The organism is Delftia sp. DS1230, from assembly GCF_040112715.1.
Classification (GTDB): domain Bacteria; phylum Pseudomonadota; class Gammaproteobacteria; order Burkholderiales; family Burkholderiaceae_C; genus Comamonas; species Comamonas tsuruhatensis.
The window spans coordinates 2350673-2363177 of the sequence record NZ_CP157763.1; the positions used below are offsets into that span (position 1 = coordinate 2350673).

Here is a 12505-nt window from a genome sequence, read left to right on the forward strand (position 1 = left end):
TGTGCAGAACCTGCACAGATGCTGGCCGCTCCATGGCGTTGTGGTGGGCCCTGTGCGTTTCTAGACTGCAGGCATCAACCACTTCCCGTTTTCAGGAGCACTGCATGTCCCTCGCAGAACAGGCCAGCCAGGCCACCCAATCCACCAGCCATCCCACCCTCCGCGCCCTGTCCGGCGCGCCGGGGCGCAGCCAGTTGCCACGGGGTGCCACGGCGCTGCTGGTCATCGACTTCCAGAACGAGTACTTCAGCGGCCGCCTGCCCATCCCGCGCGGCCCGCAGGTCCTGGAGCAGGCCCGGCGCCTGCTGCAATGGGCCGATGCCGGGCAGGTTGCCGTGTTCCACATCCAGCACATTGCCCCTGAAGGTGCGCCCGTGTTCGCCGTCAATGGCAGCACCGTCCAGTTCCACCCCGGCCTGCAGCCGCGCGCGGGCGACACCGTGGTGCAAAAGCGCAGCGTCAGTGCCTTCGTCGGCACCGACCTGGCCGACCAGTTGCGCGCGCGTGGCATCACCACCGTGGTCATCTGCGGCCTCATGACCCACGCCTGCGTGGCCGGCGCCGCACGCGATGCCGCGCCGCTGGGCTTCGAGGTCGTCGTGGCCAGCGACGCCGTGGCCACACGTGCCATCACGCGCAGCAACGGCGAATCCGTGGACGCCGACAGCCTGCACCGTGCCGCGCTGGCCGAGATCGAGGATGTGTTCGGCGATGTGCTGCCCACCGCGCATGTGGTGCAGCTGCCCCTGCGCTGAGCCTGCAGGCAGGACCCGCGCATCGTCTCCTAGCGAGAATCCACGGCGTTGCCGTACTCCCTCGTGGTGCTGGCCGCATCCTTGCGCACCGGCACGGCGATCTGCTCGAACACATTGCCTTCGATCACAACGCCTTTGGACTCCAGCAGGTTGATGCCGGCCTGGGGTTCCTCTTCCTTCTTCCTGAACAGCCCGCTGCGCTTCACGATGAAGCGGTTGTTGCGGATGATGGAACCATCGGCATCGCGCAGCTTGAGGATGGCGGGCAGCGGGGCCTTGTCGCGCGGGTCCATATGCACGATGAAGGTATTGCCCTCCACCAGCGAGCGCGGGCCATACAGGTAGACGGCGGTGCGGCCATCGACCTCGATGGTGTTGTTGCGCACCACGTTGTCGGAGCCCGCCATGATGATGGCGCGGCCGCCGGATTTGATTTGGAGGTTTTCTGCTGTGTAGAAGGTGGGTGGAGAGTAGTCCCAGGGGATTTCGTTGAAGTTCTGGTTCTCGCCATTCCAATTTGTTTTAATAATTATTGAAATATCTTCCTTCATCATTTCTATTCTTTTTCTAATATTTGAATCTCCAGAAGCCATTTCTACGCTTATTCCCAATCTTCCAGGTGTTTCAATCTTTCCATTATGAACCTTTAGACAGCATAATTCAATCCCCTTAGTTCCAATGCCACGAGTATCTTCAAAAGGCGATCCCGATATGAGATGATTTTGCAAGTTCAGGTCCACATCGCTGCTTTCGAAGAACGTTAATATATTTCCGGTTCCAGCATCATTTATTGGAGACCCTCTTTGTCTACCAGATATGAGGTCACGAGATTTTCGCTGAACGAAATCATGAACAACGCAGTGCTTACCAGAACCTTTGATTGACTCTGATATTGGAACTCTCTGACCTCTATATTTCACAGCCTTGCACCATATGGGTGGAATTTTTGCGTCAACAGGAGGGTGTTGGCTCTCGGTCCATTTTTCCCATTGCTGTTTTTCTGCATGCCCAGTCCGCCAAAAAGCTAGCAGCACAAATATTATTAAAATGCACACTATACGGGTTTGCATAACAAACTCCTTGGCAAACACACACCTGGATAGTCTTTCTCCCTACCCACTAAACCACCAAGAAATACCTCTCTATTGTTTTCTGCTTTCTCAAAGTCATATTCCTCTGAATTTTTATCTTTCAAATCTATTTTTGTTATTTTGATCTGACTTTTATTGTCTTTCGTTAAATTCAATTTTCCCTCATTAGTCCATTTATTTAGATGGTTTCGTAGCAAATCAAATTTATCTGGAGAATTGCTCCCACTCTTCCGCGTGGCATTGAATCTCTCCAGCACTTTCTCTATCTCTTTAAAGCTCGCCGCCGGCTTAGCCCCATACCGCGTCAAAAACTCATAACGCATATGGCCGTCGAATACCTCCATTCCATCAGGGGCTGCCTTTTGAAATGTTTCCACTCTCCGTTGTGGTACTGGCCGCATCCTTGCGCACCGGCACGGCGACCTGCTCGAACACATTGCCCTCGATCACAACGCCTTTGGACTCCAGCAGGTTGATGCCGGCCTGGGGTTCCTCTTCCTTCTTCCTGAACAGCCCGCTGCGCTTCACGATGAAGCGGTTGTTGCGGATGATGGAACCATCGGCATCGCGCAGCTTGAGGATGGCGGGCAGCGGCGCCTTGTCGCGCAGGTCCATGTGCACGATGAAGGTGTTGCCCTCCACCAGCGAGCGCGGGCCGTACAGGTAGACGGCGGTGCGGCCATCGACCTCGATGGTGTTGTTGCGCACCACGTTGTCGGAGCCCGCCATGATGATGGCGCGGCCGCCGGATTTGATTTGGAGGTTTTCTGCTGTGTAGAAGGTGGGTGGGGTGTAATCCCAAATACCCGCGAATGTACGGCTGTAGCCGACTTCTTTGATTGCTGGACGATCTTCTGTCAACTCCTGTAGCCTCTGACGACCTTCTATATAAGGTGCCATATCTATTCCAATACCTAGTGGACCGGGCGTTTCGATTTTTCCGTTGTGAACTGCCAAGTGAGTCAGTGATTTGCTATTCATGCCTATGCCGCGGGTATTTTCAAACGGCTTGCCAGATATAAGATGTTTTCTTAGATCAATGTTGGAATGGCTATCTTGAGAGAAACTAATCACACTACCCCTTCCGGCTTCATCTGTTGGTGATCCACGTTCCCTGCCATTAATGAAGTCTCTTAATTTCCTCTGTACAAAATCGTGAACTACACAGTGGTCTCCTCGTCCTCTGACATACTCAATAATGGGATGAAAGGTCCCTCGATATTTGACGGGGCTGCAGCCATCTGGCAATGGTCCTGTGTCGCTGGGTGGATGGCGAGTTTCAGCCCACTCTTCCCAGGTCATCCCTTGGGAAAATCCGGAAGACAAAACTATCAAGATAAATGTCAGTGCCTTAACTGTCACACTGGTTTGCATATGATACTCCTTGGCAAGCAGACTCCTGGATATTTAGCCTCTTGGCCAACAAGTGCTCCAAGATATTTTTCCCGATTAGCGTCAGCTTGATCTTCGTTGTAAGCTTCATTCTCTGTATTTTTAAGATCTATCTTTTTTATTTCAGTTAATCTTCCTTCTTGATCTATCTTTGTCAGTTTTAGCTTGCCGTCATTTATCCAGGATTTGATGGTATCTTCTAGCAGATTAAATTTACTTAGTGAATTTCCTCCAGTCTCTCGAATAGCATTGAATCTCTCCAGCACTTTCTCTATCTCTTTAAAGCTCACCGCCGGCTTAGCCCCATACCGCGTCAAAAACTCATAAACCGCCTTCTCCCCTTGCAGCGATCGATACTCCCGCTGGCCCCAATAAGGCACCTCTGGATCAGGCATATTCCCCAGTATTGGCATGTCCTCGTCATAGGTGTAGTCCGGCTCGGACCCCGCAAGCCCATGCCCTATGCCCAGCTTCACGCTGATGGCATCGAACGGCCGGTTGTCCTTGTCCCGGTGGCTGAAGGTGTCCAGATAGGAGTGCAGGAATTCGCCCAGGAACTGGTATTCGGCACAGGGCTGGGCCGGGTTGCCCAGCCGGCTGGCGTTGAGCAGGTTGTTCAGTTGCGGGCTCAGGTTGCCCACCACGCTGTTGACGTTGTCGTTGGCGTACTGGGGCAGCGTGGTGCCCTTGTCGTCGGACAGCGTGAAGTGGTACCACAGCAGTTGCCGGTGGTTCTTGAAGATCGAGCCCACCGTGGTGAGGGTGTTGGCATCGTCCAGCGGCTTGGTGATGGGGTTGTCATCCACGTACTGCGAAGCCAGCGCCGTGATGCGCGCAGGTTCGTAGTCCAGGCCGGCGGCCAGGGCCAGGAAGAAGACCATGTAGTAGTGCATGTCCTCCTGGTACAGCCCGGTGGGATCTATCCGGTTGAGCGGGTCGCCGCCGGCATACAGGTAGGCATCGGGCCCGTCCGGGTAGCCCAGCGGGTCCGGCTGCAGGTAGCGGCCGCTGGCCGGGTCGTAGCTGCGGTGCCAGTTGTCGTGCAGTCCGCTTTCCTCGTCGAAGTACTGGCCCGGCAGGCGCAGGTTGAGCACGGCCTGCTGCCGGGGCAGGCTTGTGTGGCCGGCCTGATGCATGGCCGGCGCTCCCCAGGGCGTCTGGCGGGCACGCCAGACCACGCGCTGGCCTGCGTCCGTCATGGCCTGCGGACTGCCCCGGTGGTCGTTGTGGATGTGCAGCATGCGCGCCTTGCCGCTGGCGTTGTCCCGGTTGTGCGCGGATTCCAGCTTGGCGATGGGCAGGGTGCGAGTCCCCTCGCTCAGGTACAGGTACTGGCTGGTGATGCGGCCTTCGCCATCCATTTCCGCGACGAGCCGGTTGTCCTGCCACAGGTAGTGGCTGTGCGTTTGCCCATCGCCCTGGTGCACGGTCTTGCCCACGCGCTGGCCCAGGCTGTTGTAGCGGTAGCTGGCGATGGGCCGGTCCTGGTGGTCGCTGATGCCCTGGAGCTGTCCTGCTTCGGTGTAGGTGTAGCGGTGCAGCGCATCTTGGACGGTGCGGCCCTGGCTGTCGCGCTGCACGGGCGCTGGTGCTGACGGTGCGTTGTCCTGCACCAGCCTGCCGAAGCCCTGGTAGCGGTAGTCGGTCTTGTGCAGGCCCGCTGGTGGCCCCTCCTGCTCGATGGCGCGGATGCGCGGGCCCACGCCGTAGCGGTAGCGCTGGCTGAGGATGGGTGCGCTGCCTTGTGATGTGCCTTGTGATGTGCCTTGCGATGTGCCTTGCCCGGTGGTCTGCTGCGTGAGGCGCCCGGCAATGTCGTATTGGCGAATGGTGGCCAGGCCATTGCCTGCCGTGTAGTGCTGCAGGCCGTTGAAGGCGTCTGTTTGGATGTCGCCGACCACCGTCTGCGCGGGCAGCAAGCGTTCAAGCAAGCCTGTGGCGCCGGCGCCCAGCCAGTGGTCGCTGGCCTGCAGCAGGCCGGCCACCCAGGCGCTTTGCAGTTGCAGCCCTTGCACGCTGGCGCCTTCGCTGGCGGGGCCGCGCCGGGTGACGAGCACGCGGCCATCGGCCAGGGTGCGGCTGTGGACCCGGCCGTCCGGGCCATAGCGCGTGGCGGTGCGGTAGGTATGTTCGCCCTGGCCGTCGGGCGTGGCCAGCGCAATGGTGCGTGCCACGGGGCGGCCCAGGGCGTCGTATTCGATGGACTCGCGCTGCCAGTTGCTGTCGATGGTCTGCAGCAGCCGGCCCTGGTAGTGCAGCCGGGTTTGCGAGGAAGAGCGACGATCAGCACCGGGCGCCGGCTCGTAGGTCTTGGACAGCAGACGCCCGCTGGGAGCGTACTGGTAGTGGGTGCTGCTGCCGTCGGCGCGGGTGTGCACCAGCAATTGATCGGCTTCGTTGTAGCGTGCGCTTTGGCGGCCATGATCGGCAAGCTGGAGCCAGACGGTGCGGCCGAAGTCGTCGTGCAGGGCCTGGCGGCGTTCGGCGGGTTGGGTGCTCCGGGATTTGCTGGTGATCTGCTCCATCGCCGCGCTGGCCGGGCCTTGCAATGCCAGCCGTACCGCCCCATCGGGCGTTTGCGACAGGCTGGCATGGAGACTGCCGTTGTCCAGCCAGCGCGTGCGGGTGTCGTCGCCATCGGTGTGCTGGAGCAGCTCGCCCGCGTCGCCGTAGGTGTAGCTGTCCAGGCGCCCATCGGGCAGCAGGCGGTGGCTCAGGCGCCCTTGCGCATTCCAGCCGTAGTAGGCCGCACGTTCGGGGAGGTCCTGGCCTTCGCGGTACAGGCCCAGCCGCTTGATGCGGCCTTCGCTGTCGCGCTCGATCTGGCCCCGGTTGCCCAGGCCATCGAGCCTAGCCTGGGTGCTGCCCTGGTAGGCCCAGGTGATGCTGCGGCCTGCCGTGTCGATGGCCTGGCTGGGGCGGCCCAGGGCGTCGTGGCGGATGCGGTATGGATTCAGGCTCAGCCGGCTGCTGGCGCGGGGCTGGCCGTCGGCGTCCAGCAGCCAGCCGCTGGTGGTGATTTCTTCCGCCTGCAGGGCGTTGGCGGACAGGGCGCTGTAGCGCATCTGGCGCTGAAGGCGCCGCACGCCGTCGTCTTCGGTGCGGGTTGTGATGCGCCCGGCCTGGTCATGCTCCAGCGCCACGGCGGTGCCATCGGGCTGCAGCACGCGCGTGACGTGGCTGCCGCTGCGGTCCCAGCGCAGTCGCGTGAGGTCGTTCTGCGCCGGGCTTCCGTCGTCATAGCCTGCCAGCGAGGTGGGCAGCGGCCCGTCGATGTCCACCAGCACGCTGCGGCCGTTGATCTCGGTGTAGCGGTAGCGCGTGCTGCGTTCGATGGGCGTGGCGCCGTCCGCATTGCCTGCGGGCTGGCCCTGGGCATCCAATGGGCTGAAGCCCGTCTCGGTGATCTGCAGCGGCTGGCGGCTGCTGTTGTAGCGGATGCGGATCTGGTGTTCGTGCCCGGGCACGACGCTGGGCCGGGCGATGAGTTCGGGCGCGTATTGCTTCCAGGGGTCCTTGCCGTAGCCGTAGCGCACCTGCAGCTGCGGGGCCCGGGCTTGGCCTTGTGTGTAGGGAATGCGGTACACGGCCAGCGGGCGGCCGAAGGGGTCCAGCTCGGTGCGCGTGCCTTCCAGCGGGCGGCCTGCGGGATCGAGCCGCGTGGCTTCGGTCAGGCGCCCTTGCGCGTCGTACCGGTAGCGCATGTCGCCGGGGCCGCAGCTGGCGCAGCCCGGGCCGCGCACTTCAAGCAATCGCCATTGCCCGCCGATGGTGTCGTAGTGGTAGGTGGTTGTTTGCCCAAGGCTGTTGGTGAGGGTGTTCTTCCAGGGCTGGCTGAGGTCCAGGGTGACTTTTTCCTGCTGGCTGTCCGGCGGGCCGCGCACGCTCAAGGTGGCGCGGCCGGTGTCGCCGTAGGCGTAGCTGGCGATGCGCTTGTCCATGGGCTTGCCGTCGCTGCCCTGGCCCTGGACGCTGATGCCCGTGAGCAAGGTGGGGTGGCGCGGGTCCTCATAGTGGTAGTGGCGCTGGACCGGGGCTTGGCCATCGGCCGATGGGAGGCTGACTTGCACGAGGCTGGCGTTCAGCTTGGCCTGGGGCTGGGTGCTGCCGGGCAACGGTGCGCTGCCGTGGCGGTAGTCGATGCGGCCCAGCGGGGTGTCGATGGCCTGCACGCCGGTGAAGCTGCCCTCGCCCGAAGATTGGGCGTAGTGCAGGCGCAGGCTGCGGCCCTGCGGGTCGGTGACCTTGAGCAGGCGGTTGCCCTTGGCGTTGTAGTCCAGGCGGACCTGTTCGCCCGAGGGCAGGCTGATGCGGGTCAGGCGCCCCCGGTGGTTGAAGCGCAGCTCGCGCCCGTCCATCCATTGCCAGGTGTAGTGCCTGTCGGGGCCGGCTTCGGCGGCCTTGGCACCCTGGCCTTCGATGCGCACGATGCCGTTGCCCGGCTGCTCGCTGGCGCACAGGCTGGGGTGCTCGCGCAGCTTGCTGAAGATGATGCGGGTGCCGTCGGCCTGCACGATCTGCAGATTGGTGGGGTGGTCGTACAGGCGGGCCTCGTAGCTGAGCAGCCAGCCGCGGCCGAGCAGGCCTGGCGGCACGTAGGCCCGGCTGTAGCTGCTGTTGTAGTGGCGCACGACTTCCAGGCCGAGCAGGCCGGGCAAGGCGGGCATGTCCACTTCGCGCTGGTATTTGTTGCCGTTGATGAGGTGGATGGGGTTGCCTGCGCCCTGGTGGGTGCTGCTGGAGTTGCCCTGGGTGGCGGGGCCGGCGCCGCCGCAGGGGCTGCCGCCGGGCGTGGGGGTGCAGGTGCCGCCGCCCGAGCCGCCACCGCCACCGCCGAGGTCGATGCCGCCGCCCGCGCCGGGGGCGCAGCTTTGCACGGTGGGGTCGCATTTGCCGGAGCCTCCGCCCAGGTTGGGGGCGGCAGTCGCCAGGGTCGGCATGGCGTGGGCCAGCAGTGCGGCAATGCATAGCAAGGCGCTGCGCAGCAGCATGTGCCGTGGGTGCATGTGAGTTTCTCCCTCGGGATTTTTAGGAATCTCGGGCAGGAGGCGGCCATGCGTCTGGCGGGGAGCTGGTGGAGGCAAGCCTGTGTCCGGGTTGCCGGTCAATCTAGGCAGCTGCGGCGTGCTTGTCTCTAGGAATAGTCTGTTTCTGCGGCCCAAAGGGAGGAATGGGTCGGAAAAGGGGCCGGCGTGGGGCTGTGGCGCAACGGAATGCGGCCGCCCGCATGCCCCACAATCCCCGCCAAAGGAGTGCACGGGCAATGGACAGATGGCAGGCCATGCGGGTGTTTTGCGGCGTGGTGGATGCGCAGGGCTTCACGGCGGCGCAGGACAGGCTGGGCATGACGCATTCGACCGCCTCGCGCCATGTCAAATGGCTGGAGTCGGAACTGGGCACGCAGCTGCTGCAGCGCAATTCGCGCGGGCTGAGCCTGACCGAGGCGGGGCGCAGCTACTACCTCAGCTGCGTGCAGTTGCTGGAGCAGCTCGATGCGGCCGAGGCCGCACTGGCGCAGCGCCGCGCACGCGTGGCGGGCGTGCTGCGCATCACGCTGCCGCTGGCCGTGGGTGCCATCGAGCTGGGCGACTGGCTGCCCGAGTTCGAGCAGCAATTCCCGGATCTGGAGCTGCAACTGCTGTGCACCGACCGGCTGGTGGACCTGGTGGCCGAGGGCGTGGATGCAGCCGTGCGCATCAGCCGGCAATTGCCGGACAGTGGACTGCAGGCGCGGCTGCTCACGCATTCGCCTCTGGTGCTGGTGGCTTCGCCCGCCTATCTGATGCGCCACGGGGTGGTGCAGGCGCCAGAGCAACTGGCAGCGCACCGCGCCCTGGCCTTTGCTGCGGGTCCGGCCCAGCTGCGCTGGAGCGTGGTGTCCGGGCAGGGCGCTGTCACTGAGGTCCAGCCGCTAGCGGCATTGCGCACCGATTCGGTGGCCACCATCTTCGAGGCCGCACGCGCAGGCCGGGGCATTGCGGCGCTGACCTGGCATACCGTGCGCTCGGCCATCGAGCGCGGCCAGCTGGTGCGGGTGCTGCCCTGTTTTCATCTGGGGCAGTACAGCTACCACGCGCTGTATCCGCGCACGCGGCATCTGCGCCCGGCCGTGCGTGCCTTCGTGGATTTCATGGCACGGCGCTATCGGCAGGGGCCGGGGGACTGAGCATGGTGTTCTGGAGCCGGCCGCTCGATGCGCAGGAACAGGCCTTTGTGCGCACGCACTTCGGTGCCTCGCTGGATGCGCTGCTGCCGCGCATGCGCCTTTATCTGCGCCGCCTGGGCGACACGCGCAGGGCGCTGTCCATGAATGGCGGGCGCATCTTCATGCCGCGTGCCTTTTTCATGCAGTCCGATCCGCGCCAGCCGCTGCGCCTGTCGCATCCGCAGATCGCAGGCATCTTTGCCCATGAGCTGCTGCACCAGTGGCAGCGCCTGCAGGGCATGCCCGTCACGCGGCAGGCCGCCTGGCTGCAGTTCAAGGCGCTGTGCACGCGCGGTGATCCCTATGCCTACGAGCGCTGCGACGATCCCCGGCGCATGCTGCAGCGCTTTGTCCATGCCCAGGTGGAGCAGCAGGGCCAGATGTGGGAGGACCATGTGCGCGCCTGCGTGGCGGGGCAGGGCGATGCGGCGGGCGCCCTGATCGCGGCCCACGTGCGGGGCACGTGAGTCAGCTGGGCTGGATGCTCAGTGCTTCGATCAGGTCATGGGCCGACACATCGCGCGCCGCGCCAAAGCCCGCCACGTGCCGGGCGATGGATGGCGTGATGCAGACAATGCGGAAGTCGCCCAGATCGGTCATGAACGCGGCTTCGGGGAAGCGCAGCACATAGCTGTCGCGCGCACCATCGGCCAGCACGCTGCCGGGCGGAGGTGTGCTGGCCACGCCTTCAATGGCCACGCGCTCCAGTGCATGCACGCCCTCGCCGTCCACTTCGGCCGCGCACACCAGCAGGCTGACGGCCGGGTGCAGCTCCATGGCCCGCGTGTGCGCTGCCAGCGCGCTGACGTGCAGCACAAAGCAGCCAAACTGCGCATTCCAGGCCCAGGGCACCATGGACAGACGGGGAGCGGGCAGTGCATCGCCAGCCCCGGGGGCAGGGGAGTCGGCGGGCTGGGTGGCCAGGGCCGCGCTGCGGCGGCGGGCCAGCAGATCGCGCAGCGACAGCTGCAGGCGGGACAGGTGGGGCATGTCGGGCGTGGAGGGCATGGCGCCATCGTACCCGTGGCGTACTTGTGGCGTTCCCGTGGCCGGCTTGCGAAAGCACAAGGCGAGTTGCGGTGGCATCGGTATGCCATGGGCGCTCAAGCGTCACTTTGGCGACGATTCCCTGGGGCCTTCCCCAATGCCGGGAACCGGGTGTGCGCCTAGCCTCGCTGGCAAGGCGGATTGCCGCCGTCCGATCCACTCACCGACCATTCAACGCCCATCCGTCCATGTCGACCCTGCCCGCGCACCACGCCTTCTGGCCCAGCCGTCTGCCCCATTCCATCACCGTGCCCGCCACCAGCGTATGGGAGAACCTGGCCGTCAACGCGCGCCGCTATCCCGACAAGCCGGCCATCCGCTACTTCGGCAGCTCCATCAGCTACCGCGAGCTGTGCGAGGGCACGGAACGCATGGCGGCCTACCTGCACAGCCTGGGCGTGCAGCGCGGCGACCGCGTGATCCTGCTGATGCAGAACACGCCTCAGCTCATACTGGCGCACTACGCCATCTTCCGCGCCAATGCCGTGGTGGTGCCGGTCAATCCCATGAACATGGCCGAGGAGCTCAAGCACTACATCACCGACGCCGACGCCAAGGTCGCCATCACCACGGCCGACCTGGCCCCCGAGCTGGCCAAGGCCAGCAACGCGCTGGCGCCGGGCCAGCGGCTCGATCACCTGATCGTCACCCAGTTCACCGATGCCTTCGATGCCGGTGTGCAGGGCGACGATGCGCCGCCTGCGCAGTGGCACGACTGGCTGCTCACCCGGCGCGAGCCGGCTGTGCTGGAGGGCGGCAGCGTCCACACCTGGCAGCAGGCCCTGGCCTGCACCGACGCCGCGCCGCCCCATGTGGTGGGCCGCGACGACATGGCCGTGCTGCCCTACACCAGCGGCACCACGGGCCACCCCAAGGGCTGCATGCACCCGCACCGCTCCATCAACCACAACGCCGTGGCGGGAAGCTACTGGGGCAGCGGCACCAGCGAGGCGGTCGTGCTGGCGGTGGTGCCCATGTTCCACATCACGGGCATGGTGTCGGTGCTGCACACGGCCATCTTCATGGGTGCCACCGTGGTGGTCATGCCGCGCTGGGACCGCGAGCTGGCCGGGCGGCTGATCTCGCGCTACCAGGTCACCAGCTGGACCAACATCCCCACCATGGTCATCGACCTGCTGGGCAGCCCCAACTTCGCGCAGTTCGACCTCACCAGCCTAAAGTACATCGGCGGCGGCGGCGCGGCCATGCCCCAGGCCGTGGCCCAGCGCCTGCTGGAGCAATACGGCCTGCGCTTTTGCGAGGGCTACGGCCTGACCGAGACCGCTGCGCCCACGCACAGCAACCCGTCCGAGCACCCCAAGCAGCAGTGCCTGGGCATTCCCTTCATGAGCACGGAGGCGCGCGTCATCGATCCTGACACCGGTGCCGAAGTGCCCCAGGGCGAGCAGGGCGAGATCGTGGTCCACGGGCCCGAGGTCTTCGACGGCTACTGGAAGCGCCCCGACGCCACGGCCCAGGTCTTCATGGAGATCGACGGCAAGCGGTTCTTTCGCACCGGCGACCTGGGCCACGTGGATGAGGACGGCTACTACTTCATCACCGACCGCCTCAAGCGCATGATCAACGCCAGCGGCTTCAAGGTCTGGCCGGCCGAGGTCGAGTCGCTGATGTTCCGCCACCCCGCCATCCAGGAAGCCTGCGTGATCTCCACGCGCGACGCCTACCGGGGCGAGTCGGTCAAGGCCGTCGTCGTGCTGCGTGCCGGCAAGGAAGACACCACGGCCGAGGACATCATCCAGTGGTGCCGCGAGAACATGGCCGTCTACAAGGCGCCCAAGGTGGTGGAGTTCGTCAAGGCCCTGCCCAAGAGCGGCAGCGGCAAGGTGATGTGGCGGCAGTTGCAGGAGGCGCAGGCGTAGCCCCGCGGGCAGTTCCCATCCATGGGCAAGTCCCACACGCGCTTGCCCAGGGCGCCGTGGGGCTGTTTGCTGCAGGGGCTCTGCAAAGGCTGCGCGCGCATCTATGATCGCGCGCCAGATACGAACACCGCAGCG

Annotated in this window: 9 protein-coding genes; 4 read left to right on the top strand and 5 right to left on the bottom strand. The window is 64.1% G+C overall.

What is annotated here, in order from left to right; genetic code table 11:
• The first annotated feature begins 104 nt into the window (after positions 1-104).
• Positions 105-755, top strand: a complete 651-nt coding sequence (locus tag AAN986_RS10495) for a cysteine hydrolase family protein (RefSeq protein ID WP_267178923.1) — start codon at positions 105-107, stop codon at positions 753-755.
• Between the two features lie 29 nt (positions 756-784).
• Here the strand turns inward: AAN986_RS10495 and AAN986_RS10500 are convergent, their stop codons facing one another.
• From AAN986_RS10500 to AAN986_RS10515, 4 genes are all read right to left on the bottom strand, one after another.
• Entirely contained in the window at positions 785-1306 is a 522-nt protein-coding gene (locus AAN986_RS10500; RefSeq protein WP_349335632.1) for a right-handed parallel beta-helix repeat-containing protein, read from the bottom strand.
• A 503-nt stretch (positions 1307-1809) separates the two neighbouring features.
• A complete protein-coding gene (locus AAN986_RS10505) occupies positions 1810-2223 on the bottom strand; it encodes a hypothetical protein (RefSeq protein ID WP_349335633.1) in 414 nt (137 codons plus the stop codon).
• Entirely contained in the window at positions 2195-3220 is a 1026-nt protein-coding gene (locus AAN986_RS10510; protein ID WP_349335634.1) for a right-handed parallel beta-helix repeat-containing protein, read from the bottom strand. The genes AAN986_RS10505 and AAN986_RS10510 overlap by 29 nt, the downstream gene beginning before the upstream one ends.
• Positions 3205-8244: a DUF6765 family protein gene (locus AAN986_RS10515; protein WP_349335635.1), complete on the bottom strand. Its 5040-nt coding sequence runs from the start codon at positions 8242-8244 to the stop codon at positions 3205-3207. The genes AAN986_RS10510 and AAN986_RS10515 overlap by 16 nt, the downstream gene beginning before the upstream one ends.
• Positions 8245-8501: 257 nt before the next feature.
• Here AAN986_RS10515 and AAN986_RS10520 point away from each other — a divergent pair, with 257 nt between their 5' ends.
• Positions 8502-9404 carry a LysR family transcriptional regulator gene (locus AAN986_RS10520; RefSeq protein ID WP_349335636.1) on the top strand — a complete coding sequence of 301 codons (903 nt, stop codon included), beginning with the start codon at positions 8502-8504 and terminating at the stop codon, positions 9402-9404.
• A gap of 2 nt (positions 9405-9406) precedes the next feature.
• Positions 9407-9910 carry a hypothetical protein gene (locus tag AAN986_RS10525; protein WP_016450580.1) on the top strand — a complete coding sequence of 168 codons (504 nt, stop codon included), beginning with the start codon at positions 9407-9409 and terminating at the stop codon, positions 9908-9910.
• 1 nt (position 9911) lies between these two features.
• On the opposite strand, the gene AAN986_RS10530 is transcribed toward AAN986_RS10525, so the two are convergent.
• Positions 9912-10451, bottom strand: coding sequence for a pyridoxamine 5'-phosphate oxidase family protein (locus AAN986_RS10530; protein WP_016453251.1), 540 nt, complete (start codon positions 10449-10451; stop codon positions 9912-9914).
• Between the two features lie 227 nt (positions 10452-10678).
• On the opposite strand from AAN986_RS10530, the gene AAN986_RS10535 reads away from it, so the two are divergent.
• Positions 10679-12370: a long-chain fatty acid--CoA ligase gene (locus AAN986_RS10535; protein WP_016450578.1), complete on the top strand. Its 1692-nt coding sequence runs from the start codon at positions 10679-10681 to the stop codon at positions 12368-12370.
• Positions 12371-12505 lie beyond the last annotated feature (135 nt).